The organism is Umezawaea beigongshangensis, assembly GCF_016464305.1.
Classification (GTDB): Bacteria; Actinomycetota; Actinomycetes; order Mycobacteriales; family Pseudonocardiaceae; genus Umezawaea_A; species Umezawaea_A beigongshangensis.
The window spans coordinates 108,041-134,329 of record NZ_JAEIOJ010000001.1 but is presented as its reverse complement, the minus strand read 5'-3'; the positions used below and the strand labels follow the sequence as shown (position 1 = coordinate 134,329).

The 26,289-nt window shown below is 73.2% G+C and carries 24 protein-coding genes; 12 read left to right on the top strand and 12 right to left on the bottom strand.

Going from position 1 to position 26,289, the window contains the following annotated elements; all coding sequences use genetic code 11:
* Nucleotides 1-95 precede the first annotated feature (95 nt).
* Complete coding sequence (locus IMZ35_RS00620) at nt 96-1,202, top strand: AraC family transcriptional regulator (RefSeq protein ID WP_199438878.1); 1,107 nt, start codon at nt 96-98, stop codon at nt 1,200-1,202.
* Nucleotides 1,203-1,541: 339 nt separating this feature from the next.
* Here the strand turns inward: IMZ35_RS00620 and IMZ35_RS00615 are convergent, their stop codons facing one another.
* The 3 genes from IMZ35_RS00615 to IMZ35_RS00605 form a co-directional block, all read right to left on the bottom strand.
* Nucleotides 1,542-2,261, bottom strand: coding sequence for an alpha/beta fold hydrolase (locus IMZ35_RS00615; protein WP_199439556.1), 720 nt, complete (start codon nt 2,259-2,261; stop codon nt 1,542-1,544).
* Between the two features lie 108 nt (nt 2,262-2,369).
* Nucleotides 2,370-3,203 carry an alpha/beta fold hydrolase gene (locus IMZ35_RS00610; protein ID WP_199438877.1) on the bottom strand — a complete coding sequence of 278 codons (834 nt, stop codon included), beginning with the start codon at nt 3,201-3,203 and terminating at the stop codon, nt 2,370-2,372.
* A gap of 79 nt (nt 3,204-3,282) precedes the next feature.
* Nucleotides 3,283-6,030, bottom strand: a complete 2,748-nt coding sequence (locus tag IMZ35_RS00605; RefSeq protein ID WP_199438876.1) for a helix-turn-helix transcriptional regulator — start codon at nt 6,028-6,030, stop codon at nt 3,283-3,285.
* A gap of 639 nt (nt 6,031-6,669) precedes the next feature.
* On the opposite strand from IMZ35_RS00605, the gene IMZ35_RS00600 reads away from it, so the two are divergent.
* The 4 genes from IMZ35_RS00600 to IMZ35_RS00585 all read left to right on the top strand — a co-directional run bounded on the left by IMZ35_RS00600 (nt 6,670) and on the right by IMZ35_RS00585 (nt 13,397).
* Nucleotides 6,670-9,435 carry an ATP-binding protein gene (locus IMZ35_RS00600; protein ID WP_199438875.1) on the top strand — a complete coding sequence of 922 codons (2,766 nt, stop codon included), beginning with the start codon at nt 6,670-6,672 and terminating at the stop codon, nt 9,433-9,435.
* A 322-nt stretch (nt 9,436-9,757) separates the two neighbouring features.
* Nucleotides 9,758-10,297, top strand: coding sequence for a (2Fe-2S)-binding protein (locus tag IMZ35_RS00595; RefSeq protein WP_199438874.1), 540 nt, complete (start codon nt 9,758-9,760; stop codon nt 10,295-10,297).
* Nucleotides 10,294-11,289 (top strand): FAD binding domain-containing protein, encoded by a 996-nt coding sequence (locus IMZ35_RS00590; protein ID WP_199438873.1) that lies wholly within the window; start codon nt 10,294-10,296, stop codon nt 11,287-11,289. The genes IMZ35_RS00595 and IMZ35_RS00590 overlap by 4 nt, the downstream gene beginning before the upstream one ends.
* Nucleotides 11,286-13,397 (top strand): xanthine dehydrogenase family protein molybdopterin-binding subunit, encoded by a 2,112-nt coding sequence (locus IMZ35_RS00585; RefSeq protein WP_199438872.1) that lies wholly within the window; start codon nt 11,286-11,288, stop codon nt 13,395-13,397. Before IMZ35_RS00590 ends, IMZ35_RS00585 begins: the two co-directional genes overlap by 4 nt.
* A gap of 393 nt (nt 13,398-13,790) precedes the next feature.
* Here the strand turns inward: IMZ35_RS00585 and IMZ35_RS00580 are convergent, their stop codons facing one another.
* From IMZ35_RS00580 to IMZ35_RS00565, 4 genes are all read right to left on the bottom strand, one after another.
* A complete protein-coding gene (locus IMZ35_RS00580; protein WP_199438871.1) occupies nt 13,791-14,900 on the bottom strand; it encodes an alanine racemase in 1,110 nt (369 codons plus the stop codon).
* Nucleotides 14,897-15,550, bottom strand: coding sequence for a helix-turn-helix transcriptional regulator (locus IMZ35_RS00575; protein ID WP_199438870.1), 654 nt, complete (start codon nt 15,548-15,550; stop codon nt 14,897-14,899). Before IMZ35_RS00575 ends, IMZ35_RS00580 begins: the two co-directional genes overlap by 4 nt.
* A 93-nt stretch (nt 15,551-15,643) precedes the next feature.
* A complete protein-coding gene (locus tag IMZ35_RS00570; protein ID WP_199438869.1) occupies nt 15,644-16,027 on the bottom strand; it encodes a GntR family transcriptional regulator in 384 nt (127 codons plus the stop codon).
* Between the two features lie 89 nt (nt 16,028-16,116).
* The gene (locus tag IMZ35_RS00565; RefSeq protein ID WP_199438868.1) at nt 16,117-16,926 is read right to left on the bottom strand and encodes an ion transporter; all 810 of its coding nucleotides are present in this window, start codon (nt 16,924-16,926) and stop codon (nt 16,117-16,119) included.
* 172 nt (nt 16,927-17,098) lie between these two features.
* Here IMZ35_RS00565 and IMZ35_RS00560 point away from each other — a divergent pair, with 172 nt between their 5' ends.
* Both IMZ35_RS00560 and IMZ35_RS00555 read left to right on the top strand, forming a co-directional pair.
* Complete coding sequence (locus IMZ35_RS00560; RefSeq protein WP_199438867.1) at nt 17,099-17,866, top strand: metal-dependent hydrolase; 768 nt, start codon at nt 17,099-17,101, stop codon at nt 17,864-17,866.
* Between the two features lie 65 nt (nt 17,867-17,931).
* Nucleotides 17,932-18,108 carry a hypothetical protein gene (locus IMZ35_RS00555; RefSeq protein ID WP_199438866.1) on the top strand — a complete coding sequence of 59 codons (177 nt, stop codon included), beginning with the start codon at nt 17,932-17,934 and terminating at the stop codon, nt 18,106-18,108.
* A gap of 57 nt (nt 18,109-18,165) precedes the next feature.
* Here the strand turns inward: IMZ35_RS00555 and IMZ35_RS00550 are convergent, their stop codons facing one another.
* Together IMZ35_RS00550 and IMZ35_RS00545 are read right to left on the bottom strand one after the other, a co-directional pair.
* Nucleotides 18,166-18,870: a response regulator transcription factor gene (locus IMZ35_RS00550; RefSeq protein WP_307867618.1), complete on the bottom strand. Its 705-nt coding sequence runs from the start codon at nt 18,868-18,870 to the stop codon at nt 18,166-18,168.
* A complete protein-coding gene (locus tag IMZ35_RS00545) occupies nt 18,867-20,438 on the bottom strand; it encodes an ATP-binding protein (RefSeq protein ID WP_229369216.1) in 1,572 nt (523 codons plus the stop codon). Before IMZ35_RS00545 ends, IMZ35_RS00550 begins: the two co-directional genes overlap by 4 nt.
* 151 nt (nt 20,439-20,589) lie before the next feature.
* Here IMZ35_RS00545 and IMZ35_RS00540 point away from each other — a divergent pair, with 151 nt between their 5' ends.
* The 3 genes from IMZ35_RS00540 to IMZ35_RS00530 are packed head-to-tail and all read left to right on the top strand — an operon-like array spanning nt 20,590 to nt 23,673.
* Nucleotides 20,590-21,612, top strand: coding sequence for a Bug family tripartite tricarboxylate transporter substrate binding protein (locus tag IMZ35_RS00540; RefSeq protein WP_229369214.1), 1,023 nt, complete (start codon nt 20,590-20,592; stop codon nt 21,610-21,612).
* 23 nt (nt 21,613-21,635) lie between these two features.
* Nucleotides 21,636-22,160 (top strand): tripartite tricarboxylate transporter TctB family protein, encoded by a 525-nt coding sequence (locus IMZ35_RS00535; protein ID WP_307867617.1) that lies wholly within the window; start codon nt 21,636-21,638, stop codon nt 22,158-22,160.
* Entirely contained in the window at nt 22,153-23,673 is a 1,521-nt protein-coding gene (locus IMZ35_RS00530; RefSeq protein ID WP_199438863.1) for a tripartite tricarboxylate transporter permease, read from the top strand. The genes IMZ35_RS00535 and IMZ35_RS00530 overlap by 8 nt, the downstream gene beginning before the upstream one ends.
* 80 nt (nt 23,674-23,753) lie before the next feature.
* Here IMZ35_RS00530 and IMZ35_RS00525 read toward each other — a convergent pair whose 3' ends face one another.
* Nucleotides 23,754-23,954 carry an antitoxin gene (locus IMZ35_RS00525; RefSeq protein WP_199438862.1) on the bottom strand — a complete coding sequence of 67 codons (201 nt, stop codon included), beginning with the start codon at nt 23,952-23,954 and terminating at the stop codon, nt 23,754-23,756.
* A gap of 107 nt (nt 23,955-24,061) precedes the next feature.
* On the opposite strand from IMZ35_RS00525, the gene IMZ35_RS00520 reads away from it, so the two are divergent.
* Entirely contained in the window at nt 24,062-24,436 is a 375-nt protein-coding gene (locus IMZ35_RS00520) for a PH domain-containing protein (RefSeq protein ID WP_199438861.1), read from the top strand.
* 75 nt (nt 24,437-24,511) lie between these two features.
* Nucleotides 24,512-24,886 (top strand): HPF/RaiA family ribosome-associated protein, encoded by a 375-nt coding sequence (locus tag IMZ35_RS00515; protein ID WP_199438860.1) that lies wholly within the window; start codon nt 24,512-24,514, stop codon nt 24,884-24,886.
* On the opposite strand, the gene IMZ35_RS00510 is transcribed toward IMZ35_RS00515, so the two are convergent.
* Nucleotides 24,878-25,297: a CoA-binding protein gene (locus IMZ35_RS00510; RefSeq protein WP_199438859.1), complete on the bottom strand. Its 420-nt coding sequence runs from the start codon at nt 25,295-25,297 to the stop codon at nt 24,878-24,880. The two genes, IMZ35_RS00515 and IMZ35_RS00510, sit on opposite strands and share 9 nt — an antisense overlap.
* 38 nt (nt 25,298-25,335) lie before the next feature.
* The gene (locus IMZ35_RS00505) at nt 25,336-26,172 is read right to left on the bottom strand and encodes a S1 family peptidase (RefSeq protein WP_307867615.1); all 837 of its coding nucleotides are present in this window, start codon (nt 26,170-26,172) and stop codon (nt 25,336-25,338) included.
* Nucleotides 26,173-26,289: the final 117 nt, after the last annotated feature.

Here is a 26,289-nt window from a genome sequence, read left to right as displayed (position 1 = left end):
CCTCGTGTCGATCCGGCGTGAGCAGGCTTCGCACGCCTGGCAACTCCCGCCGTCGAACACCCATCGTTCCCACCGCTGGGCGTACAGTCCATAACGTGCAGTCCAGGAATGTTTATCGATCGTCCACCGCCGAGGTCCCCCTCGACGCGCACGACCCCTTCCGGGTCGCCCTGGCGCTGGCGCGGCCCCGGACCGTCGCTCCCGTCCCGCTCCACGCGACGGCGCCGTGGGGAGCTCAGTTCTCCCCCTTCCCGCACATCAAGCTCGGCGTGATGGTGGAAGGCGAGTGCTGGCTGTGCGTCGACGGACTGGAACCCGTTCTCCTGAGCACGGGCGATTTCTACCTTCTCGGAAATCCGCCCCCCTACGGCCTCGGCAGTTCGATCGAGGAGGCCCGAGCTCGCGACTCGAACGGGCTGCTCAGCGAGGAGCTCTCCGCGAGTGTTCACGAGATCTCTCGCGGCTCCGTCATGTACACGTGCAGCGTCGACTTCGAGTTCCGGAGCTCCGATGCGTCGACCCTGTTCTCATCGCTTCCCCCGGCTGTGATCGTCACAGCGGACGATGCTGACGGAAGACTGCTCTGGAACATCGCGGCCCTCCTCGTCCACGAGATCGAGACGCACAAGGCGGGCAGGTCTCTCGTCCTCGAGCACGTGGCTCAAATTCTGCTGGTGCACATGCTGAGGTCGCACGCCGGTTCGTCCCGCGAGCCCCTGGGATGGCTCGCGTCGGTCGTCGACGACGGAATCGGGGCAGCACTGCGAGCTATGCACGCCGAACCGCGCCGTCGCTGGACGCTCGACGAGCTCGCCAAGATCTCGACGATGTCGAGGTCGGCTTTCGCCGCGAACTTCAGAGACAGGGTGGGAAGACCTCCCCTGGACTACCTCATCGAGTGGAGAATGCAGCTCGCGCGTGCCGCACTGCGCACCGAAGACTCCCTCACGGTCATAGCAGGAGCCATCGGGTACCAGTCCGAAAGTGCTTTCAGCACCGCGTTTCGGCGCGTTGTGGGGATGTCACCACGAGAGTTCCGCGTCTCGCTGCACGCGCAGCCGGGGGACCGCGGGGCCGGTGGTTCTCCGCCGGTGGGAGCGTCCGAGGTGCACGACCTGGAGCGCGGAGACGACGGCCGAGTCCGGATCGGGAATCGACCTGCTTCTGGTGGTCGAGACACGGGATCGCACTCCGGCTCGTGACGCCGGTGCTCCAGCGACACTTCGGCACCGATCGTCGCGGCTGGTGGTGCCCCCGGTTCCGGTGGGGCCGCACCGGGGGCACCACCGGTGACGGATCACCGGCGCGCTGACGCGCCCTCGCACGCGTGGGCCGGGATGCGGCCACCGCGCGCGGTGGTCCCACCCCGCCGCCGCCGTCTCCGTCGGCTGCCCGACGGAGAACTCGATCTCCCCGGCCGTGAGGTCCAGCTCCGTGGCGGCCAACGTGCTCTCCAGGTCAGAGCCGCGGCTCCGCCGAAGCGGGCGCACCCCCGGCCCCCGCGACCTGTGGTCCGCGGGGGCCGGGGGAGAGGGGAGGGGTCAGCCCGCAGCGCGGCCGATGAGCGTGACGACCGCGTCCGGACGCGAGACCGCCACGGCGTGCGACGCCCCCTCGACGGTCACGGTGGCGCGCGAACCAGCCCGGTCGGCCATGAACTTCTGCGCCCGCAGGGGGATGTTCTTGTCGGCGCCGGCCAGCAGGAACCACGAGGGGACGGTCGCCCAGGCGGGTTCGCCGGACGCCTCGTTCAGGGCGACGTTCCGGATGGGACGCTGGGTGCTCGCCATGAGGGCGGCCTGTCGCGCCGGAACGTCGGCCGCGAACTGCTGCCGGAAGAGCGAGGGCTTGATGTAGAGGTCCTCCGAGCCGTCGGGCAGCGGAACCGGTGCCAGCGTCTCGCCCAGCGTGCTGCCGGGGTACTTCGCGGCGAGTTGTGCCGCGGCTTCGCCCTCGGCCGGGGCGAAGGCGGCGACGTACACCAGCGCCTTCACCTTCGGCGACCGTGCCTTCGCGTTGGTGATGACGGCACCGCCGTAGGAGTGGCCGACGAGCACCACGGGTCCGTCGATGGTGGCGAGACGCGCGTCGAGGGCGTCGGCGTCGGAGCGGACTCCGCGCAGGGGGTTGGCCACGGCGACGGCGGTGTAGCCGCGCCGCTGCAACCGCTCCAGGACGGGGGTCCAGCTGGAGCCGTCCGCGAAGGCGCCGTGGACGAGGACGATCGTGGGCTTCTGCCCGCCCGACGGGTGGGCGGCCACGGCGTTCGACGTGCCGAACAGGGCGAGCCCGGCGGCGGCGGCGAGCACGGCCAGCAGAGCGGTGACGCGTGCGGTGAGGCGGTGCGTGAGCGTGTGGATGTCAGGCTCTCAGTCTGCGAGGAAGGCGATCAGGGCGGCGTTGACCTCGGCCGCGTGGGTGAGCAGCAGGCCGTGCGGAGCACCGTCGATCTCGACGTAGCGCGCCTCGGGCAGGCGGCGGCGGAACTCGCGGGCGGTGGCGTCGATCGGCAGGATGCGGTCGGCGGTGCCGTGCAGGATCAGCGACGGCACGTCGATGCGCTCCACGTCGGCTCGGAAGTCCGTCAGCCACGCCGGAACGCAGGCGTAGGCCGCCACGGGCGCCGAGTCGACGGCGGTGGCCCAGTTCGCCCGGAGCGCGGCCTCGCTGAGACGGGACCCGAGCGTCTCGTCGGTGTTGAAGAAGTCGACGAAGAAGTTCTGGTACCAGGCGTAGCGGTCGGCCTCGGCCTGCTCGGCGATGCCGTCGAACACCGACTGCGGCACGCCCGCGGGGTTGTCCTCCGTCTGCAGCAGGAACGGCTGGAGCGCGCCGAGGAACGCCGCCTTCGCCACTCGCTCCGAGCCGTAGGTGCCGAGGTAGCGGGCGACCTCGCCCGAGCCCATCGAGAAGCCGACGAGGACGACGTCACGCAGGTCGAGCTGGGTCAGGACCTTGTCCAGATCACCGGCGAAGGTGTCGTAGTCGTAGCCCGTCATGGTCTTGCTCGACCGGCCGAAGCCCCGGCGGTCGTAGGTGATGACGCGGTAGCCGGCCTCGACCAGCGCGATGGTCTGCTTCTCCCACGACTGCCCGTCCAGCGGGTAGCCGTGGATCAGGACGACCGGCTGGCCGGAGCCGTGGTCCTCGTAGTAGAGCTCGACGCCGGTCGAGCCCTCGGTGCCGACGGTGATGGTGCCCATGGTGTCCTTCCCGCCCGTCCGCGGTGCGCGGATCGGGCACGGCACGAACCTAGGGAGCGACGGGGACCGGCCGCGTCCGTCAGACGACGTCTTCGGCGTACGTCATCGTGCCGCGCAGCACCGCCGCGAGCTCCCCGCGGGACGTCACGCCCAGCTTGGGGAACATCCGCTGGAGGTGGGTGCTCACCGTCCTGGGCGAGACGTACAGCCGCTCGCCGATCTCCCGGTTCGTCAGCCCCTGCGCGGCGAGCTGGGCGACGTGCAGCTCGGTGGACGTGAGCCGGTCGACGGTGGCCGGGTCCTGGCCGGGGGAGGACGTGCCCGCGGCGCGCAGCTCCTGGCGTGCCCGCTCCGCCCAGGCCGATGCGCCGAGCGCGTCGAAGACCTCGCGCGCCGCCTGCAGGACGACGCGGGACTCCGCGGGCCGCCGGTGACGCCGCAGCCACTCGCCCAGGGCGAGGTGCACCCGCGCCCGCTCGAACGGCCAGTCGGCGGGAACGGCGTCGAGGGCCGCCCGGTAGAGCGGCTCAGCGGTGTCCGACGGGCTGAGCAGGGCGCGGGCGAGGCGCAGCCCGCAGAGCAGGGCCGGAGACGGAGTCAGCTCTCCGAGCGGGGTCAACTCCTCCAGGACGTCCCGTGCCGCCTCCGCGGACTCGCTGCGCACGGCCGCCTCGACCAGCTCGGAGACCCCGTAGAAGCGCAGCCAGGGGTGGAAGGCGGGGTCGGCCGGGTCGAAGACGCGGTGCAGGTGCCCGAAGGCGTCGCCGTAGCGCCCCTGGCAGAGGGCTGCCTGCCCGCGGGCCATCTGCACGATGGCCAGCGCCGGGCGCGCGCCGCCTGGCAGGGCCGTGCGCTCCGCCTCCGCTGCCCACGCCTCCGCCAGCGGGTCGCCGCAGACGGCGGCGAGCTGTGCGCGGATGGCGTGCACCATCGCGTGCACGAGACGCTGGCCGGTCGCGCGGGCCAGCTCGGCGGCCTCCTCGGCGGCTCGGTGACCAGTGCGCACGTCACCGAGCCGGGCGGCGCTGCCCGCCTGGACGCAGAGGGCGCGGGCCAGCATCGACAGCCGGCCCTGCGTCCGCAGGGGGTCCAGCGACCTCGCTGTCAGGCGACCCGCCAGGGCGGGAGCACCCGCCGTCACCGCGGCACTGCCCAGGAGCTGGTCCCCCTCGGCGTCCTCGGACGAGCGCTCCAGCTGGGCGGCCAGCGACTCGAAGACGTCTCGCCCGCGCTCGACCGGCGTGCAGTACGCCCGCAGAGCCACCAGGTCGGCGTTGTCCGCGTCCACGGGCATCCGGCCGACGGCGTCGGTGACCCGCTGGCGGGCGGCCGGTCCCGGTTCTCCCCAGAAGCAGTGCAGGACCGCGCCCCACAGCATGCGCAGCCCCAGCACGGGCTCGCCGCCGGCGGCGATCTCCACGGCCAGCTCGGCCAGCTCGGCGGTCGCGGTGCCCTCGCCCTGCGCACCCTCGACCAGGGCGATGCCGACCCAGGCCGCACGGCCCTGGTCCCGGACCGAGAGGTCCAGCGAGCGCGCTCGGACCAGCAGGTGCGACGCGACGTCGCACTGCCCCGACTCCAGGGCGAGCTCGGCCGCGCGCAGCAACCGGTCCGCGCGAGCGGACGGGTCGGCGGTCAGCTCCGCCGCTCGCCGCAGCGCGCCCAGGGCCGCGGCGACACCGCCCCGCCGCAGGGCCCTGCCGGCGGTGGAGTCCAGGTCCCGCGCCGCCTGCTCGTCGGGACCGGCGGTGGCGGCGGCGCGGTGCCACGCCTGCCGGTCGGGCTGCCCCTCGAGCTCGGCGGCGAGAGCGGCGTGCGCGGCCTGCCGTTCCGCGGCGGTCGCGGCGTGGTGCATCGCCGAGCGGACCAGCGGGTGCCGGAAGACCATCCCCCACGCCTCCACCAGCCCCGCGCCGACCGCTGGGCCGAGGGCGGCGACGTCGACCGCCCTCCCGAGCATCCGGGCAGCGGCGGCGAGGCACTCGTCCACCGTGCCGTCACCGTTGAGGGCCGCGAGGAGGAGGACCGCCCTGGTGTCGGCCGGAAGACGGGAGACCCGTGCCGTGAAGGTCCGCTCCAGCCGCTCGGTCAACGGCAGCGGACCCGGCGTGAGCGCGTACGCCCCGCCGACCGACCGCAGCGCGACCGGCAGTTCGGTCAGCGCCAGCGGGTTCCCGGCCGCCTCCTCCAGCAGTCGCCGCCTGACCTGCTGCCCCAGGCCGGGAGCCACCGCGTCCAGCAGCTCGCCCGACACCGCGTCCGTCAGCGGGTTCAGGCGCAGCACGGGCAGCCCGGCACTTCCGAGCCGGTCGTCGAGGCCGCGGGTGACGGCGACCAGGGCGAGGGGGTCGGACTCGATCCGCCGCGCGACGAACCCCAGCACCTCCAGGCTGGCCCGATCCATCCAGTGGGCGTCCTCGACGACCACCAGCAGCGGCGTCTTCACCGCCGCGTCCGACAGCAGGGTCAGCGCGGCCAGACCGACGAGGTAGAGGCCGGGCACGGCCTCGTCGACGAGCCCGACGGCCGCGCGCAGCGCGGCGCGTTGTGGTCCGGGCAGGCCGTCGATCCCGTCTCGCAGCTGGTGGACCAGCTGGTGCAGACCGGCGCAGGGCACGTCCTCCTCCGACTCCACCCCCACCGCCGTGATCACCCGGATCCCGCGGCCCTCGGCGCGCGCCGCCGCCTCGGCGACCAGCGCCGACTTGCCGATCCCCGGGGCACCGAGCACGACCACCGCGCCACCCGACCCGGAGGCTGCCTGCTCGACCAGGGCGGCCAGCGCGCCGCGCTCCGTCTCACGACCCAGCAGCGCCCGTCGTTGCATGCCGCGCTCCGTCTCCTCCGTGCGACTCCCGCTGCCCGCGAGGTGCCGCGTCCTCGCCCGACCGGCGCCCTCCGGCCGTGACCCCGCACGCCGACCGGGAGGCCGGGGCGGGGGCCCGATCCGCACGATGGCACGCGCGCCGCTTCGGGAGAAGACGAGGGTTCCGGGGCCTGAACAGGTATTCGATCACCGCCGTGGGTGTTCCGCGGACTCTCCGCTCGCGGAGGTGGCACGAGTCACCTCCGGATCTCGCCGCCACCGCCGGCCCGGCCGCCCGGCAGCCGTCGACCGCGAGGGCGGGGACGGGAACGGCTCGCAGGTGTCCACCGCGAGCGGGTGTGGCGCAGGGCGAACAGCGCTTCACGCAGCGCCACCGCGCGCGGGTCGTCCCGGAGGCGCCCCTGGTCGAACGGGAGCTCGTCCGGCGGCTGCTGATCGGTGAGCAGAGCGGCGTGCTGCGCCGGTCGCGCCCGGCGACGGTTGATCAGAACTCGCGATCTCTTGCTCGATCCTCCTCGCCGATCCCGCTGACGGCCCCGCGGCGCGCTGCTCGCAATAGCCTGCCCGGACGAAGGAACTTGAAGACGGCTCACGGTCCACCGGTGACCGGGGAGCGACGACGGGCGCGTGAGGTGGTGGGTGGCCGGTGTCGAACTGTTCGGGCGCAGCGACGAGCTGGCGCTGATCTCCGAGTTCCTCGACGGTGTGCGACGGGGCGGCGGCGTCCGGCTGATCCGGGGCGAACCGGGAGTCGGCAAGTCCTCCCTCGTGACCGCCGCGGCGGAACTCGCCCTCTCGGGCGGGATGCGCGCGCTGCGGGCGTCCGGATCGGAGTTCGAAGCCGACGTCGGCTACTCCTGTCTCAACCAGTTGCTGCTGCCCGTGCGCGGGGCTCTCGACCGCCTCCCGCCCGGTCCGCGCGAGGCGCTGTCGGTGGCACTCGGCTTCGGTGCCGGCGTGCCCGCGGACGTCCTCCTGGTCTGCAACGCCGCGCTGCTGCTCGTCGGGGAGCTCGCGGCCGACGCGCCGGTCGTCCTGGTGGTCGACGACGTGCACCGGATCGATCGCGCGAGTGCCGTCGTCCTCGGCTTCGTCGCCAGGAGACTCGGGGGCCGCCGGGCCGGGCTGCTGCTGTCGGCCAGAACGGGCTCGGCGAGCTTCCTCGACCTGCGGGGGCTGTCCGAGCTCGTCGTCGAGCCGCTCGGCGACGAGGCGGCCGGGCAGCTGCTCGACACGCGCCACCCGCGGATGCCGGCGCGGGTGCGGCGGCGCCTGCTCGACCTCGCACGGGGCAATCCCCTCGCGCTGGTGGAGCTGCCGGCCACGCTGCCGGGTTCCGCTCAGCGCACGGGCACGCATCCCGAGGTCGTCCCCCTCAGCGATCGTCTGCGAGCGATCTTCGCGGCACGCCTCACCGCACTGCCCGAGGCGACCCGGCACGTGCTGCTGCTCGCCACCTTCGAGGGCGCCGGCGACGTCCGGGTGCTCCGCGCCGCTCTGCCCGACCGGCCCGGCCTGGCCGACCTGGCTCCCGCCGAGCGGGCGCAGCTGGTGCGCGTGGACGACGCGACGGCCCGGATCGCGTTCCGGCACCCGCTGATCCGCTCGGCGGTCGTGGCGATGTCGACGCACGAGGAGCGCCGCACCGCGCACCTCGCCCTCGCCGGAGCCCTGGTCGAGGACCCGGAGCGCCGCGCGTGGCACCTCGCCGCGGCCGCCGCCGGTCCGGACGAGGCGGTGGCGGGGCTCCTGGAGGACGCGGCGCACCGCGTGCTGCTCCGGGGTGACGGGTTCGCGGCGGTCGCGGCCCTGGTCCGCGCCGCCGAGCTGAGCACGACGAGCGCCGACCGGGGACGGCGGCTCGCCGAGGCCGCGTACGTCGGCGCGGAGGCGAACGGCGCTGTCGCCGACGCCGAGGTCCTGCTGACCGACGCACGCCGGGCGGCTCCGGACTCCGCCGGCTCCCTGTACGCGGCCAGCGCGGCAGCCCTCCTCGTGATCAACGGGGACGGTGAGCTGAACACCGCGCACCGGCTGCTGGTCAGCGCCATCGAGACCGGCGGCCACGACCACGGGGCCGACGATCCCGCGCTCGTCGAGGCCGTGCACACCCTGCTGCTGCTGTGCTGGCACGGGAGCACGCCGGAGCACTGGAAGCCGTTCTTCTCGGTCCTGCGGCGGCTCCGGCCGCAGCCGCCGGACGTGCTCGCGCTGGCGCGCGACAGCGTCGCCGATCCGGTGCGCGACGGGAAGGCCGCTCTGCCGCGGGTCGACGCGGTCCTGCGGACGTTGACCGCCGACGCGGACGCCGCCCGCGTCGTGCGGATCGGCACCGCCGCGGTGTACCTCGACCGCCTCGGCGACTGCCGCGAGTCGTCCTGGCGGCTGGTCCGGCACGGGAGGGACGGCGGAGCACCCGGTCGGCACCTCGGGGCGCTGATGCACCTGTGCCTCGACGACTTCCTGGTGGGACGGTGGGACGAGGCCGAGGAACTCGCCGCCGAGGGACGGCGGATCTGCGACACCAGCGGCTTCCCGTTCTTCGCGTGGTGCTTCCGGTACAACCGGGCGATCCTCGCCGCGGGCCGGGGGCGGTTCGACGAGGCGTGCGCGCTCGCCGACGAGATCACGCACTGGGCGCTGCCCCGCGGTGTGGCGGCCGCCGCGCTGTTCGCGCACCACGCGCGGGCGCTCGCCGCCGCCGGGCGGGGCGACCACGACGCCGCCTTCTGGCACGCCGCCGCCCTGAGCCCGCCCGGCGTTCTCGCCTCCCACGTCCCGCACTGCACGTGGGTCATGTTCGACCTGGTCGAGGCCGCCGTGCGGACCGGGCGCACGGCCGAGGCGCTGGCGCACGTCCGGGCGATGCGGGACGCGGACGTGGGGGCGTTGTCGTCCCGGACGGCCCTGCTCCTGGCCGGCGCCGAGGCCCTCGTCCTCGACGGCGACGAGCCGGTGTCCCGCCTGGAAGCCGCGCTGGTCGGCGCCGACGCGCGGCGGTGGCTGTTCGACGGGTCGCGGGTGCGGCTGGCCCTCGGCGAGAAGCTGCGCCGGGCCGGGTCGGCGGCGCGGGCCAAGCGGCACCTCCTCGCCGCGCGCGACGGCTTCGCCGCCATGACGGCCGCACCGTGGCTCTTCCGGGCGGAGAGGGAACTGCGCGCCTGCGGACACCGGCCGTCGCCGGGGCGGCGAGGTGGTCCGCCCGCGCTGACGGCCCAGGAGGACGAGATCGCCCACCTGGCGGCGAGCGGCATGACCAACAAGCAGATCGCCGAGCGCCTGTACCTGTCCCACCGGACGGTCGGCGCCCACCTGTACCGGATCTTCCCCAAGCTGGGCGTCACGTCCCGAGCCGGACTCCGGGACGCCCTGTCGTCGCCGGCCGACGGGCGGGGCGCGCACTGAGGTCCCCGGCCCGCGCCTCCGCCTCCGCACGCGGCCGTCGGGTGGTGGGACGCCGAGCGGTGTCCCCGTCCTGGTGGTGCCACGCCGTCGAGGGTGGAGCACGGCTCGTGGCCGGCGCATCCGTCGAACGACCCAACGGGCGTGCGGGGCGCCGGCGCCGAGTTCCCGGAGTCGGATGACCGATGTGGATCGACGCGGCGGCACCGAGACTCGGGCCACGACAAGCGATGTCGCCGCCGCCGGCCCTCGTCCACCTCTGCCGGAGGTCCCGCGTACCGGCGCGGCCGCACGCACCGTCGTCCGTTCGAGAACGAGGACTGCGATGATCGATCACACGCGCACCGACGTGTCGCTGAGAGTCAACGAGGCGTTCCACCGGCTGTCCGTGGACAACCGCCGGACGCTGCTCGACCTGTTGCGGGAGGACCTCGGCCTCACCGGGCCGAAGAAGGGGTGCGACCACGGGCAGTGCGGGGCCTGCACGGTGCTGTGCGACGACCGGCGAGTGCTCTCCTGCCTGACCCTCGCGGTCGCCGCCGACGCCACCGCGGTCACGACCGTCGAAGGACTGGCCGCCGAGGGCGAGCTGCGGCCGATCCAGGAGGCGTTCGTGCGCCTGGACGGCTTCCAGTGCGGCTTCTGCACCCCCGGGCAGATCTGCTCGGCGGTGGGGATGCTCGCCGAGCACGCGGCGGGCTGGCCCAGCGCCGTCACCGCAGGCGACGCGCCGGACCGGGTACCGGAGCTGGACGAGACCGAGGTGCGCGAGCGGATGAGCGGCAACCTGTGCCGCTGCGGGGCGTACCCGTCGATCGTGCGCGCGGTGCTGGAGACCGCGGCTCGCCAGGGGGGTGCGGCGTGAGGGAGTTCGCCTACCGGCGCGCGGCGCGGGTCAGCGACGCGCTCACCGCGGTCGCCGAGGACGCCGGCGCCCGGTACCTGGGCGGGGGCACGAACCTCGTCGACCTGATGAAGCGCGGTGTCGAGGAGCCGACCCGGCTGGTGGACGTGCGACGGCTGCCGCTCGACGGGGTCCAGGTCGCCCCGGACGGCGGACTGGTCGTCGGTGCGACCACGACGAACAGCGACGTGGCCGCGCATCCCGAGGTGCGCCGCCGGTTCCCGGCGCTGGCCCTGGCCGTCCTGTCGGGCGCGTCCGGCCAGCTGCGGAACGTGGCCACGGTCGGCGGCAACCTGCTTCAGCGGACCCGCTGCGGCTACTTCGCCGACCTCTCCCGGCCGTGCAACAAACGGGTTCCCGGCAGCGGGTGCGCCGCGATCGGGGGAGTCCACCCCAACCACGCGGTGCTCGGTCACTCCGAGCACTGCGTCGCCACCCATCCCTCGGACATGGCGGTGGCGCTCGCCGCGTTCGACGCGGTCGTGCGCTACCAGACGCTCGACGGCGCGGGCGAGATCCCGCTGTCGCGGTTCTACCCGCCGGTCGGCGACCGTCCGGACCGGGAGACCGCGTTGCCGCCCGGCGCGCTGATCACCGCCGTCGTGCTGCCGGGGTCCGCGGTGAGCCCGCGGTCGCGCTACCGCAAGGTCCGCGAGCGCGCGTCGTACGCCTTCGCGATCGTCTCCGTCGCCGCCGCGCTCGACGTCCGCGACGGCGTGGTGCACGACGTGCGCATCGCGCTGGGCGGCGTGGCGTCGCGTCCCTGGCGGGCCGGTTCCGCCGAGGCCGTGCTCCGCGGCGCCCGCCCGACCGCCGACGGGTTCCGCACCTGCGCCGACGAGGCGCTGAGCGACGCGAAGCCGTTGCCCGACAACGGGTACAAGGTGCCGCTGGCGCGGAACCTGATCCGGGCCGTGCTCGCCGAACTCGCTGCGACGGAGGAGAACCGATGAGTCCAGAACCCGCTCCCGGCGCCGTCGGCGCGTCACGCCCCCGGATCGAGGGCCCGCTCAAGGTCACCGGCGCCGCCCGCTACGCCGCGGACGTGCCGCTGCCGGACCTGGCCCACGGCTGGATGGTGACCGCCACCACCTCCCGCGGCCGGGTGCGTGACGTCGACGCCTCGACCGCGCTCGCCATGCCGGGCGTGCTGGGCGTGCTCGACCACCGCAACGCACCCCGGCTCGACCAGGGGGCCGGCAACTACTTCGGCCCGGACGGCAGCCTGCAACTGCTGCAGCACGAGGTGATCCCGTACGCGGGCTGGCCGGTCGCGCTGGTGGTGGCGGAAACGCCCGAGCAGGCCAGAGCGGCTGCGGCGGCGCTGCGGGTGACCTGCGACGCCGAGCCGCACGACCTGGACCTCGGTCTGGAGCACCCCGCCGCGCGTCCGGCGTCGACCGCCTTCGGCCCGGAGGCGGACACCGGTGACCTGGACGCGGAACTGGCCGCGTCCGCCGTCGTGGTCGAGGAGCGGTACCGCACCCCGGAGGAGAGCCACTGCGCCGTGGAGCCGCACGCCGCGACCGTGTGGTGGGACTCCGGCGACCTGTACGCCGTGGACTCCAACCAGGGGGCGTTCAGCGTGTCCGAGGTGCTGGCCGCCCTGTGGTCCATCGACCGGGAGCGGGTGCACGTCCGCTCCGAGCACGTCGGCGGCGGGTTCGGCGGCAAGGGCGCCTGCGGTCCTCCGGTGATCCTCGGGTCGCTGGCCAGCCGGCGGTTCGGACGTCCGGTGCGGATCGTCATGACCAGGGCGCAGGTCTTCGAGACGACCTCGTCGCGGCCCCCCACGGACCAGCTGCTGACCATCGGCGCCGATGCCGACGGCCGTCTGCGGGCCGTGCGCCACCGGGCCGCCTACGCCCTCTCGCCGCTCGCCGAGTACATCGAGGCCTGCACCGAGCAGACCAAGGTCCTGTACGCGGCTCCGGCGATCCGCACGCAGCTCGTCGCCGTGCCCCTCGACGTCCTGCCACCGGCCTCGATGCGCGGGCCGGGCGCGACACCCGGCTCGTTCGCCCTGGAGTCGGCGATCGACGAGGTGGCGGAGCGGCTGGACCTGGACCCCGTGGAGCTGCGCCTGCGCAACCAGCCCGCGGTCGGGCCCGTCTCGGGACTGCCCTTCAGCACCCGCCGCCTGGTCGCCTGCCTGCGGGAGGGAGCGCGCCGGTTCGGCTGGGCGGCGCGCGACCGGCGTCCCCGCTCCCGGCGCGAGGGCGCGCTGCTGATCGGCAGCGGCGTGGCCACCACGTCGTTCGGCGCGGGGGTGTTCCCGTCGACGGCCTCGATCACCGCGGAGACGGACGGGACGTTCACGGTGTCGGTCGGGGCGAGCGACATCGGCACGGGCGCCCGCACCGCGCTGACCGCGGTCGCCGCCGACTCGCTCGGGGTCGGCACGGAGAAGATCCGGATCAGGATCGGGGACAGCGATCTCGGCGCTGCGTGGGGCGCTGGCGGTTCCCGCGGGACGACGTCCTGGTCCTTCGCCATCACCGAGGCCGCCAAGAAGCTGCGGGAGAACCCCGGCGACCCGGCCGGGCCGGTGACCGCGACGGTGGACACCACCACGATGATCGACTTCCGGCCGGGCGGGGAACGGCAGACCTTCAGCGCCGTCTTCGCGGAGGTCGCCGTCGACCCGGCGACCGGCGAGGTGCGGGTGCGCCGTCTGCTCGGCCTGTTCGCCGTGGGCCGGGTGATCAACCCGCTGCTGGCGCGCAGCCAGGTGGTCGGCGGGATGGTCATGGGACTCTCCATGGCCCTGCACGAGGAGAGCGTGCGGGACGCCAGGACCGGCAGGCTGGTCAACGGCGACTTCGCGGGCTACCACATCGCCTCGCACGCCGACGTGCCCGACGTCGAGGCCGACTTCGTGCCGGACTACGAGCCCCAGGACCCGTCGGGGTTCAACGGACTGGGCGAGATCGGCACGGCCGGCACCGCGGCGGCGATCGCCAACGCCGTGTGGCACGCCACGGGCACCCGCCACCGGGTCCTCCCCGTCCGCCTCGACCGCGTGCTGGAACCCGGCCGCGCCGCGGTCCGGGAACCGTGACCCCTCCGAACCGGTCGGGTCTGCGGGCAGGTCGCAGAACGGGCTCGCGGTCGCCAGCAGGTCCGGTGGCAGCTCCTGCTCGCCCCGCCCGCCCCGATCACCGCGCCGACCCGGCCGATCGCCTGGTCGAACAGCAGGATCAGCGAGCTGTGCCGGGGCAGGTCGCTGTTGCCCGGCCAGTACGTGCCGATCTTGACGCCCGCGGTGTCGGCCGTCGTCGCCGACTTCACCGTGAAGCGGTCGTCGGGCGACGAGCCGTGGCCGATCACCGGGGCGAACGAGTCCGTGCCCTCGGCCACGGCCGCCAGCAGGGCGAGCCGAGCGGCCTCGCAGGCCAGCTCCTCGGTCACCGGGGCGGCCGACTCCTCCTCCTGGACGACGATCACGACGCCCTCACCAGCCGTTCACGCGGGGCCACGTGGTGACCGCCTCGCCGTCGACGACCCGGTACGACTCGTGCTGGGCCGCGGTCGCGCAGGCGTGGTTGGGCAGGACGCGCAGCCGCGTTCCGACGGGCAGGTCCGGCAGCGGGGCGGCACTGCCCGCGCGCACCGACAGGACGCCGTGCTCCTGGCTCGCGTCCGTCATGAGCAGGTCGGGGTACACGCCGCCGTCGAGCCGGGCGACGAGCCCGTAGCCCTGGTCCACCGGCTGCCGCGCCGTGCCGCGGTCCCGAGAGGTGGCCGTCCAGCCGCCGTCGGTCAGGATCCACCCCTTGTCGGGGCGGTGGCCGATCACCGTGACGACCACCGACAGGGCCAGGTCGTCGACGGAGCACACCCCGATCCCGGCCATCACCAGGTCGAAGAACACGAAGTTGCCCGCCCGCACCTCGGTCACCCCGGTCAGGTCGCGGGCCGCGTGAGCGGTCGGCGTGGAGCCGACGCTCACCACCGGGCACGCGAAGCCCGCGGCACGCAGGTCCTCCGCCACGCGCACGGCCGCGGCCCGCTCGGCCTCCGCCGCCGCGGCGAGGGAGTCGGCGTCGTAGCGGAAGTAGGACTCGCCCGCGTGGGCCAGCACGCCCCGCAGCTCGGCCCCTCCGCGCACCAGGGCGTCGGCGACGGCGATCACGTCCGGCGAGCCGGGCAGCACGCCGGAGCGGTGCCCGTCGCAGTCGACCTCGATCAGCGCCGGGAGGGGCGCTCCGGCCGCGACCGAGGTCTCCGCGACGGCGACCGCCTGCTCCACCGAGTCCAGCAGCACCACGAGGTCCACGCCGCGCCGCCGCAGCGCGACCACGCGGTCCAGCTTGGACGGTGCGATGCCCACGGCGTACAGGACGTCGGTGAAGCCCGCGTCGGCGAACGCCTCCGCCTCGCGCAGGGTCGACACGGTGATCGGACCGGTGCCGCCGTCGAACAGCAGCCTCGCCACGTCGACGGACTTGGCGGTCTTCACGTGCGGGCGCAGGGGCGCGCCCAGCGCGTCCAGCCGGGCGCGCAGACGTGCGACGTTGCGTTCCAGCACCGCCCGGTCCAGCAGCAGGTGGGGTGTGTTCACCGTTCCTCGGTCCGTGTGTCGTCGGCGCCGCGGCACTGCGCCAGGTCGGCGTACAGGGAGGCGCGGGAGATGCCCAGGCGCGCGGCCACGCGGGGTGCCGCCCCGCGCACGCGGAAGACGCCGCGCCGGTCCAGCGTCCGCAGCAGGGGCAGGCGTTCGCGCCTGCTCAGGCCGTCCACCGGTTTGGCCAGGGCCAGCTCCTCCGCCCGCACGACGGCGTCGACGACCTCGTCCACGTCGTCGGTGAACGTGGTCGTGGGGACCGCGGCCGGTTCCCCGCCCGCCAGGTCGGCGAGCAGGTCGCCCACCTGGCGCAGGGCCGTCACGTCCAGGTTCACGCACAGCGCCCCGAACACGTGGCCGTGCTCGTCGCGCAGGGGCAGGGTGGAGGACTTGACCGTGCGGCCGGACGGGGTGCGCGTGACGTGGTTCAGCTCGTTCTCCGCGTCGTCCCCGCGAGCGAGGACGGACAAGCCGATCTCGCTCATCGCGCCGCCGACGTGGCGTCCGGTCAGGTCGCCCGCCACGGCGACGACCGAGTGCTCCGGCCGCCGGTAGTCGTGCAGCACGACCTCGCAGGAGCGGCCGAAGGTCGCCGCGAGGCCGGGCACCACGTCTTTCAGGGCGTCGAGGATCGCGTCCGCTGTCACACCGCGAACTGTAGACGAAGAGTCTGAGTGTTGGACAGAGTGTCCAAGGCGGTGGTGCGGCTCACCCTCGTCCGGAGGAGGTGGTGGTCCCGGTCACGCCTCGTAGTGCTCGGACCGGGTCGAGGTGAACACGGCGTCCACGTCCTCCCGGTCCAGACCCGCCTCGCGGGCGCGGCGCATCCAGTCGCTCAGCTCGGCGCGCAGCGGGGAGTCCTCGGGAACGGCGGGCGCGGCCAGCGACGCCGAGACGAAGGTGCCGAGACCGCGGCGGGGTTCGACCAGGCCCTCGCGCTCCAGCTCGCGGTACGCCTTGAGCACCGTGTTCGGGTTGATGGCGGTGGCCGTGACGACCTCCTTGGCCGTCGGCAACCGGTCGCCCGGCCCGAGCAGGCCGAGTCGCAGCGCCTGCTTGGTCTGCTGCACGATCTGCACGTACGTGGCCACGCCGGACCGCCGGTCGATCCTGAACTCGATCACGCCGCTCTCATCACCGTTCAACTACTGAACTAGTGGAACCGGGAGAGCTTCTCCTCCGCGTGCCGCCCGTGTCAAGCGCGGGGAACCCGTCAGCGCTGGTCGGGCACCGCGGGACGCTCGCCCCCGAGCGCGTCCACCTCGGCGCGCAGCGCGCGCAGCTCGTCGAGGATCGTCAGCGCCACGGCCGCGTCCTCGGAGTTCTGCTCGCGCCGCTCCTCGCTCACCTGCGACTCCATCGCGCTGACCGCCACCGCGATGAACAGGTTGAGCACGGTGAAGGCGGTGATGACGATGTAGACGACGAAGAACACCAGCGCGAACGGCTGCGTCCGCATCACCTCGTCGGACACGTCGGACCAGCCCTCACCGGACATGATCTTGAACAGCGTCAGCAGCGAGTCGCTCAGGTCGCCGAACCGCTCGGGCGCGGTGGTGCTGAACAGCTTCGTCGCCATCACGGCCGACACGTAGAGCACGAGCACCAGCAGCGCGCCGATCGACAGCATGCCGGGCACCGCGGCCAGCAGCGCGGACACCACGCGCCGCATGCTCGGCACGATCGAGATCAGCCGCAGGGCCCGCAGGACGCGCAGCGCCCGCAGCACCGAGAACGCCCCCGTGGCGGGGACGATCGCGATGCTCACGACGACCACGTCGAACCAGTTCCACGGATCGCGGACGAAGGCGCGGCCCTGCGCGTAGCACCGGGCGAGCAGTTCGACGACGAAGATCGCCACCACGAGCCGGTCGAAGCCGCGCAGCAGCGGCCCGTAGCCCTCCAGCAGGCGCTGCGAGGTCTCCAGCCCGAGCGTGAGGGCGTTGAGGACGATCAGTCCGATGATCGCGTGGTGGAACCGCGGCGAGTCGACCGCGGCGCCGACGCGCTCGCGCGTGATCACTGACAACTCCTCGCGGCGGGCGGGGGACGACGGTCAGCAACGTAACCGCGCCGCGGTCCGCGACCGCGTTCGCGCGGCGGGGCCCACACCATCGGGTGGCCGAGCTTCACGCTGTCGGGGAAGGTGCCGGGTGCGCGGCCCGCTGATCCACCTGTGATCTAGTCGGGGGGTGATGGGGAGGACGCACGCGCTCACCGGATGGTGCGCGGGAATGGGGATCGCGCCGCTGCTGGGCCACGGGGACGTGGCCGGCGCGGTGCTGATCGGGCTGGTGACGGCGGGGTTCGCCCTGCTGCCGGACTTCGACCACCGCTCGTCGACCGCGTCGCGGTTCCTCGGACCGCTGACCGGGGCGCTGTCGTTCGTGCTGCGCAAGTCGTCCCGCTACGTCTACGCCGTGACGAAGGGGCCGCGCGACGAGCCCGTCACCGGCGAGCACCGGCACCTCTCGCACACCGTGCTGTTCGCCGCGCTGCTGGGCTACTTCGTCGCCGGCGTCACGGAGCTCGGCGGCGGGTGGGCGGTGTTCGGCGTCGCGGTGTTCTCGGCGCTGCTGGCCGAGGCGGCGCTCGGGGACTGGGTCGGTCTGGTCGCCGGAGCGGCGATCCTGCTGTGGCTCTACCAGAACGGCCTCGACGCGGCGGTGAACCAGTTCGGCGCGCTGTCCGGAGAGCTGGGCGTCGCGGTGGCCGTGGGCTGCGTCGTGCACGACCTCGGCGATTCGATCACCATGTCGGGCTGTCCGTTCCTGTTCCCGTTGCCGATCGCGGGGGAGACGTGGTACGAGCTGCGGCCGCCGAGGTGGCTGCGCTTCCGCACCGGCGGTCCGGTGGAGAACCTGCTGCTCTTCCCCGTCTTCACGGTCGTGGGGGTGCTGCTCGTGCCCGGCGCGTGGCCGCTGGTGGGCACCGTGGTGGACGCCGTCGTGCCCGGCGCGTGACCCGTTGTCTCAAAACTTGGACAAATGCGATGTGTTCGCGACGTGATCCTGCTTACCTGGAGAGCATGAGGCTCCTCGTGTGGGCGGTGGTGGTGACCTCGCTGGCCGTGACCGGCAGCGAGGTGCTTCCCCTGCTCGCGGGCTGCTTGCTCATCGGCTGCGCCGAGGGACACCACTTCGCCGCGCGTCACCGTCGTCCTCGGACCGGTGGATTCGTCCACCGTCCGTTCCACGCCGGCTGACGTCGCGCGCGTCGCGGGTCCGCGCCGGATCCGCGCTGCACGCTGCCCCCGGCAGGGTCAGCAGCCGCGCCAGCGGTAGCCGTGGGAGGGCCGGTTGGCCATGCCGTAGCGCGGCAGGACCTCGGCCTTGCCCACGGCCACGAGGTGCTCCAGGTAGCGGCGCGCGCTGACCCGCGACAGCCCGGCGCGGTCGCCGACCTCCTGCGCGGACAGATCGCCGTCCGTGGCCTTCAGGGCGTCGGTCACCAGGCGCAGCGTCACCGCCGACAGTCCTTTGGGCAGCGTCGCGGTGGGAGAGCGGCTCTGGCCCGCGGCCAGCAGGCGGTCGACCTCCTCCTGGTCCAGCACGGCGTCGTCCTCGCGCGTGAACCGCAGCACCTCGTTGCGCTGCGCCCAGTAGATCCGCATCCGGTCCAGGAACGCGGCCTTCGTGAACGGCTTCACCAGGTAGTGGTCCACGCCCCGCGACATCGCCTGGCGCACCGTCTCCACCTCGCGCGCCGCGGTGATCGCGATGACGTCGACCTGCGGTCCGCTGCGCGCGCGCAGCCTGGCCAGCACCTCCAGCCCGGAGATGTCGGGCAGGTGGATGTCGAGCAGCACCAGGTCGGGCCGCAGCTCCTCGATGGCGCGCAGCGCGTCCAGGCCGCGGTGCGCCTCGGCGACCACGGTGAACTCCGGCAGCGTCTCCAGGAAGCCCCGGTGCACGGCCGCGACGGCGAAGTCGTCGTCGACCACGATCGTCCGCACGGGCGAGGTCACGACGCCGCTCCCGAGGGCAGCCACACGTCGAACGCGGCCCCGCCGAGGGAGGAGTCGCCGATCTCGACCCGTCCGCGCCGACGGCCGACGACGCGCGACACCAGGGCCAGGCCGATGCCACGACCGTGGGCGTTGCGCTGCGGTTTCGAGGTCACGCCCAGCTCGAAGATCCTCCCGCGGTCGGACTCGGGGACCCCTGGGCCGTCGTCGGAGACGACGATGCGCACCCCGGTCGCGTCGGACCGCACCAGGACCTGCACCGTTCCTCCCGCTCCCACCGCGTCGACGGCGTTGTCGACGAGGTTGCCCAGCACCGTGAGGGCATCATCGCCCGCGTCCTGGGCCACCTCGAAGTCGGGGTCCAACCGGACCAGCACCCCGCGCTCGTGAGCCGTGCTGGACTTGGCCAGCAGCAGCGCGGCCAGCGCCGGATCGCCCATCGCGCCGTCCACGGCGGCCGAGGTCAGCGCGCCGCCACCGCCCACGCGCTCGATGTAGCGCACGGCGTCCTCGCGGCGCTCCAGCTCCAGCAGCCCGCCGATGACGTGCAGGTGGTTGGAGAACTCGTGGGCCTGCGCGCGCAGCACCTCGGTGAGGGTGCGCTGCCCGTCCAGCTCGCGCAACGCGTCGTACAGCTCGGTCCGGTCGCGCAGCGTGAGCACCACGCCCACCCGGCGGCCCTGCGTCGTGGCGGTCATCCGGTTCGCGACCAGCACGCGCTCACCGGCGAGGACCAGCTGGTCGGACACGTCCTCCTTCGCACGGGTCAGGTCCAGCAGGCCGCCCTGCTCCAGCACCTCCACCGCGGGCATCCCCGTGGGGTCCACGCGCAGGTCGAGCAGGCGCATCGCCTCGTCGTTGACCAGCGCCAGCCGCTCGCGGTCGTCCACGGCGACGACGCCCTCGCGGATGCCGTGCAGCATCGCGTCGCGGGTCTCCAGCAGGTGCGCGATGTCGCGCGGCTCCAGCTTGAAGATCCGCCGCCGCACCGTCCGCGTCACCAGCGCAGCCGCGAGCACGCCCAGCACCGCCGCGCCGCCGAGCCACCCCACGAGCTGCTGGAGGTCCTCGGACAGGTCCGAGGCCAGCTCCCTCTCCAGGATGCCCACCGACGCCATGCCGATGATCTCCCCGCTCGCGCTGCGCACCGGCACCTTCGCCCGCAGCGACACGCCCAGGGTGCCGGTCTCGGTGCCCACGAACACGGTGCCGGCCAGCGCCGGGCTCGGGTCCGTGGACACCAGCTCGCCGATGCGCGCCGGATCGGGGTGGGCGTAGCGGACGCCGCTCGTGTCCGTCACCACGACGTAGGTGGCTCCGGAGGACTTGCGGATCAGCTCGGCCAGCGGCTGGATCGTCGCCGACGGCTCGGGGGAGGAGAACGCGTCCACGACGGACGGCAGCTTCGCCACGCTCTCGGCCACCGACAGCATCTGCGACGCGTAGTTCGCGCGGATGCGGTCGTGCTGGATCTTCGCGGCCAGCAGACCGGCCGCCGCCGTGGTGGCCAGGACGATCGCCACCTGCAGGGCGAGCAGGTAGAGACCCAGTGGAACCGCTCTGCGCATGACAACATTCTGTCCTGTGCGGCCTGTGAGCTGTCTCACGACCTTAACGACCAATACGACCCTTACGGCCAGTCTCTTCATCGCTCGGGTGGACGGACCTAGGTTGCGGCCCATCGGGGCACGGATGCTTCGAACTAGCGCGGAGGGCTCGATGCTCAGAAGGAACACCACCGGACTGCGTCCCGTTGCCGGACAGCGTCGCGGAACGGTGGTCGCGATGGCGGGTCTCGTGGCCGCGAGCGTGGCGCTCGCAGGCTGCGGCGGCGGCTCGTCGTCGTCGGCGACGTCGATCAACAAGCTGGAGATCATGGCGCCGGCCGACCCCGGAGGCGGTTGGGACCAGACCGCCCGCTCGATGCAGGCCGCCATCCAGGGCGCTGACATCGTCAGCAACGTGCAGGTCAGCAACGTGGGTGGTGCCGGTGGCACCAACGGCCTGGCCAAGCTGGCCAACGAGAAGTCCGAGACCTACCTGATGATCAGCGGCCTGGTCATGGTCGGTGCGGTCGAGACGAACGCCTCGGAGAAGCGCCTCGAGGACACCACGCCCATCGCCCGGCTCACCGCCGAGGACGAGGTCGTCGTGGTTCCCGCCGACTCCCCCTACCAGACGGTCTCGGACCTGATGGCGGCGGTGAACGAGAAGGGCAAGGAGATCGCGATCACCGGCGGTTCCGCCGGCGGCACCGACCACGTCCTGGCCGGACTGATGCTCCAGGACAAGCAGATCGCGTTCGACAAGCTCAACTACGTGCCCTTCTCCGGCGGCGGCGAGTCCCTCGCGGCGCTGCTCGGCGGCCAGGTCAAGGCCGGCATCTCCGGCATCGGCGAGTACAAGGAGCAGATCCTCGCCGGCAAGCTGCGCGCGCTGGCCACCTCCGGCCCGCAGCGCAACGCGGCGCTGCCCGACGTGCCCACGCTGAAGCAGTCCGACATGAACGTCGAGCTGACCAACTGGCGCGGCGTCGTGGCCCCCGGCGGCATCTCCGTGCAGGCCAAGGACAAGCTCGTCTCCCTCGTGACCGAGATGCACGACAGCCCCGCGTGGAAGGCCGAGCTGGAGAAGAAGGGCTGGAACGACACCTTCCTCACCGGCCACGAGTTCCAGACGTTCCTGACCATGGAGATCGGCCGCATCAAGCCCGTTCTGCAGGACATCGGTCTGGTGCCGTGACCTCTTCACCCGCTGCAACCGAAGTGGACACACCGCCCCCGGACGGACCGGGGGCGGCCAAGAAGATCGGCGAGTACGTGTTCGGCGTGCTCGTCGTGGCGCTCGGGATCTTCACGATCGTCGACACCGGGACCATCTCGGTGCGCAACTCGGCGAACGCGCTCGGCCCCCGCGCGTTCCCCTACGCGGTGGGCGCGCTGCTCGTGGCGACCGGCGTGGCGGTGCTGATCGCCACCGTGCGCGGCAGGTTCGGCGAGGAGGAGGAGAGCGAGGACGTCGACGCGAACGTGAAGACGGACTGGCTCACCGTGCTCAAGCTGGTCGTGTTCCTCGTGGCGCACATCCTGCTGCTCGACGTGCTCGGCTGGATGATCGCCGCGGCGATCCTCTTCGCCGGGGCGGCGTGGTCCCTCGGCGCCCGCCCGTGGTGGAAGCCCGCGGTGGTGGGCGTCGTCCTCGCGGTCGTCGTGCAGATCGCCTTCGGCGCGGGCCTCGGCCTGTCCCTGCCGGCGGGGATCCTGGAGGGGGTGCCGTTGATCGATGGGTAACTTCGGCGCACTCCTGGACGGGTTCGCCACCGCGGCGCAACCCGAGTACCTGCTCTACGCGTTCATCGGCGTCACGCTGGGCACGCTGGTCGGTGTCCTGCCGGGCATCGGCCCCGCGATGACGGTCGCGCTGCTGCTGCCGCTGACGCTCTCGCTCGAACCGACGGCGTCGCTGATCATCTTCGCGGGCATCTACTACGGCGGCATGTACGGCGGGTCGACCACGTCGATCCTGCTGAACACGCCCGGCGAGTCCGCGTCGATCATCACGGCGGTCGAGGGCAACAAGATGGCCAGGGCGGGACGCGGCGCCGCCGCGCTCGCCACCGCGGCCATCGGCTCGTTCGTCGCGGGCACGATCGCGACGGTCCTGCTCACGCTGCTCGCACCGTCCATCGCGGAACTCGCGGTCAAGCTGGGACCGGCCGACTACGTCGCGCTCATGGTCGTCGCGTTCACCACGGTCGCCGCGCTGCTCGGCTCGTCGATGAGCCGCGGGCTCGCCTCGCTCGCGCTGGGCCTGTTCGTCGGCCTCATCGGCACCGACACGCTCACCGGCCAGGCCCGTTTCACCTTCGGGTCCGCGACCCTGGGCGACGGCATCGACGTGGTGATCGTCGTGGTCGGCGTCTTCGCCATCGGCGAGGCGTTCTACGTGGCCTCGCGGCTGCGGCACGGGCCGGTGCACGTCGTCCCGGTCGGCGGGAGGTGGAACACCGCCGACTTCTGGAAGCGTTCCTGGAAGCCCTGGCTGCGCGGTACCGCCATCGGCTTCCCGATCGGCACCATCCCCGCCGGCGGCGCGGACGTCTCGACGTTCCTGTCCTACGCGGCGGAGAAGAAGCTCTCCAAGCGGCCCGAGGAGTTCGGCAAGGGCGCGATCGAGGGCGTGGCCGGACCGGAGGCCGCCAACAACGCGGCGGCGGCCGGTGTCCTGGTGCCGCTGCTGACGCTGGGCCTGCCCACGTCGGCGACCGCGGCGATCATCATCGCGGCGTTCCAGAGCTACGGCATCAACCCCGGCCCGATGCTGTTCCAGGGCGAGAACTCGGCGCTGGTGTGGGCGCTCATCGCGAGCCTCTACATCGGCAACGTCATGCTGCTCGTGCTGAACCTCCCCCTGGTGAAGATCTGGGTGAAGGTCCTGCAGATCCCGCGGCCCTACCTCTACGCGGGCATCCTGCTGTTCGGCGCGCTGGGCACCTACGCGGTGAACTTCATCGTGGACGACCTGGTGATCCTGCTGATCATCGGCGTCATCGGGTTCTTCATGCGCCGGCACGGCTACCCGATCGCCCCGGCCGTCGTCGGCCTGATCCTCGGCCCGATGGCCGAGGAGCAGCTGCGGCGCACGCTCCAGATCAGCCAGGGCGACCTGGGCGCACTGGTCGCGAGCCCGTTCGCGATCATCGCCTACGGTCTGCTGCTGCTCGTCGTGGTGGGGACGCTGGTGCTGCGCTTCCGCGGCAACCGCGTCGCCAGCACGTCGGAGGCGGCCGACTCGAACAGCTGACCGGTTCGACCGCCACACCACGGGCGGCCCGCGGCGCACGTCACGCGCCGCGTGCCGCCCGTGCGGCGTCCTGCGGGGTCCTAGCGCTGGTCGCCGAAGCGGTCCAGCCCCTCCTTGACCTTGTCCTCGCCCTGGTCGATCTGAGACGTGTGCTGCCCACCGGTCCGCTCGTCGGCGAACTGCCCGGCGCGGTCGACGCCCTGGTCGACCTTGTCGCCGTGCTGGCCCACCGCGTCCTGAGCCTTGTCCTTGAGACCGTCGAACTTGTCACCCAGACCCATCGCTGCGTCCTCCTGACCAGGGGCGGCCGGGACGGCCACCGTCGTGCCGGGGGGTTACCCCGTTCGGGGCAATCCACTCCTCGACCCTGCACTGGCACCCTGGAGACGTGACGACCAACGACAAGCCGGTGTTCGACAAGCGGGAGCAGTACGAGCAGATCGCGAGCGGGCTGCTCGACGGCGAGCAGATCCTCGCCGTCTACGACGCGATCGGGGCGGGAACGGGCTTCCTCGGGCTGACGAACCTGCGGGTGGTCGTGCAGGACAAGTCGTTCGTCGGGAAGAAGGTCGCGCTGGTGTCGCTGCCCTACCAGCGGATCAGCAGCGTGGCCGTGCTGTCGAACAAGAGCTTCGGCGGCAGCTTCTTCAGCACCAGTTCCATCGCGATCACCAGCGGCACGCACGTGCACGAGGTGGAGTTCCGCGGGCACGACAAGGCGCACCACGCGCACAACGTGATCCTCTGGCACATCACCCGCTGAGCGGACGGGTGGATTGGAACCGGTCCCGGGCGGGCAACCCGCGTGACAACCACACCCCCGACGGAGAGGAATCCCATGACCGACCCCGCTGGTGTCCTGGAAGACCGCCTGCTCCTCGACTCCGGCTTCAGCCAGTCGGACGAGCCGCGAGTGCTGCGCACGCTCGGGCCGCTGGCGAAGCACCTGGCCGGGTGGAACCCCAACCAGGTGGAGCTGCGCATCTCGGTGAAGGAGCGCGGCGGCAAGGAGCAGAAGATCACCCTGGAGGCCAGGCTCTCCGGCTGGCCGCCCTTCGTGGCGACCTCCACCCTCGACGACCTCGACAGCGGTCTCATCGAGGTGCGCAAGGAGCTGATCAGGCAGGTGGACGACGCCAAGCAGCGCCGCGAGCCCGCGAAGAACCGCGAGTCGGCCCGCAAGCCGCTGGAACGGCCCGAGGCGTCAAGCTGACGGGCCCAGCGACGGCCACTCGATCGCGGGACAGCGGTCCATGACGGTGTCCAGCCCGGCCGCTCGCGCACGGGCCATCGCCTCGTGGTCGATCACGCCGAGCTGGAACCACACCGCCCGCGCGCCGATGCGCACCGCCTCGTCGGCGAACTGCCCCGCCGCGTCGGAGTTGCGGAACACGTCCACGCAGTCGACCGGGAACGGGACGTCGGCGAGGGAGGCGTAGCCGCGCTGGCCGAGCACGGTCTCCGCGCTCGGGTGGACGGGCACGATCCGCTTGCCGCGCTCCTGGAGGAACCTCGCCACGCCGTGCGCGGCACGGGCCGGGTTGTTCCCCAGCCCGACGACGGCCCACGTGTCGCACTCGGCGAGGACGCGGCGGACGGTGTCGGTGTCGGCTTCTGCGCTCACCCCGCCAGCCTAGGTCGTGCGGCGGCGGAGGTCGCGGTTCACGAGACCGCGACCTCCGCCGGGCGGGGGAGGTCGCAGCCGGGCAGCGTCAGCACCACCCGGCCGCCCCCGCCCACGCACGCGGCGAGCATGTGCGTCTGCTGGCCGTAGCGGGCGCCCTCGCGCACCACGACGGACCCCGCCTCGTCCACCTCGCACGGGTTGTCCTGCGTGCAGCGCTCGCCGTTCTCGTTGGTGGTGTTGTTCACGCCGACCACCTCGCCGCTGACCGCGTCCACGACCGGTGAGCCCGACGTGCCGCCGATCGTGTCGCACGACTCCGTGTAGCGGATCGAGTCGCGCCACGTCCAGTCGCCCTCGCGCAGCTCGTGCACCACGGCGTCCACCGAGCAGGAGTACACGCGCTTCCAGTAGCCGGACACGACGCGCACGTCCGCGCCCACGGGCGGCGGGGTCCGCGACAGCGGCAGCGCGCGCGTGCCCAGCTCCTCGATCCGCGCGTACGTCGTGTCGGTGCGGTAGAGCGCGAGGTCGGTGCCGGTGGACGTGGCGTACTCCAGCCGCGTCGCCCGCAGCACCGCCAGCTCGTCGTTCCCGCTCGGGCTCAGCAGCGCGAACGTGCGCGACGCGTGCTGGTCCACCAGCACCTCGTCCGCCGCCAGCATCCGCACGCAGTGCCCGTTGGTCATCACCAGCGCCGGATCGGACGGCGCGGACGCGGGGGCGCGCACGACGGCGCCGGAGCAGTTGCTCAGCGCCACGGCGCCCGTGAAGTCCACGTCGGCTGCCGTCGCGGTGCCCGGTGCGGTGAGCAGGACCGCGCCGAGCAGGGCGGCGGTGCCGAGCGGTGCCGGGGTGCGGGGTCGGATCGTCACGGGTTCCTCCCGGGTCGGTGTCAGGGGAAGCGTGGGGTGCCGCACCGCGACGCGCCACCGCAGACCGGGAGTCCGCTAGGATCGGGGTACGGCGTGCGCGAGCAGACGCCTGGCTGG

What these genes read in the sequence shown, in the direction of transcription:
- IMZ35_RS00525 (WP_199438862.1), bottom strand. Translation starts at nt 23,954, where the DNA reads ATGGGTCTGGGTGACAAGTTCGACGGTCTCAAGGACAAGGCTCAGGAC.
- IMZ35_RS00610 (WP_199438877.1), bottom strand. Translation starts at nt 3,203, where the DNA reads ATGGGCACCATCACCGTCGGCACCGAGGGCTCGACCGGCGTCGAGCTC.
- IMZ35_RS00560 (WP_199438867.1), top strand. Translation starts at nt 17,099, where the DNA reads ATGGGGAGGACGCACGCGCTCACCGGATGGTGCGCGGGAATGGGGATC.
- IMZ35_RS00545 (WP_229369216.1), bottom strand. Translation starts at nt 20,438, where the DNA reads ATGCGCAGAGCGGTTCCACTGGGTCTCTACCTGCTCGCCCTGCAGGTG.
- IMZ35_RS00530 (WP_199438863.1), top strand. Translation starts at nt 22,153, where the DNA reads ATGGGTAACTTCGGCGCACTCCTGGACGGGTTCGCCACCGCGGCGCAA.
- IMZ35_RS00515 (WP_199438860.1), top strand. Translation starts at nt 24,512, where the DNA reads ATGACCGACCCCGCTGGTGTCCTGGAAGACCGCCTGCTCCTCGACTCC.
- IMZ35_RS00585 (WP_199438872.1), top strand. Translation starts at nt 11,286, where the DNA reads ATGAGTCCAGAACCCGCTCCCGGCGCCGTCGGCGCGTCACGCCCCCGG.
- IMZ35_RS00540 (WP_229369214.1), top strand. Translation starts at nt 20,590, where the DNA reads ATGCTCAGAAGGAACACCACCGGACTGCGTCCCGTTGCCGGACAGCGT.
- IMZ35_RS00555 (WP_199438866.1), top strand. Translation starts at nt 17,932, where the DNA reads ATGAGGCTCCTCGTGTGGGCGGTGGTGGTGACCTCGCTGGCCGTGACC.
- IMZ35_RS00595 (WP_199438874.1), top strand. Translation starts at nt 9,758, where the DNA reads ATGATCGATCACACGCGCACCGACGTGTCGCTGAGAGTCAACGAGGCG.
- IMZ35_RS00605 (WP_199438876.1), bottom strand. Translation starts at nt 6,030, where the DNA reads ATGCAACGACGGGCGCTGCTGGGTCGTGAGACGGAGCGCGGCGCGCTG.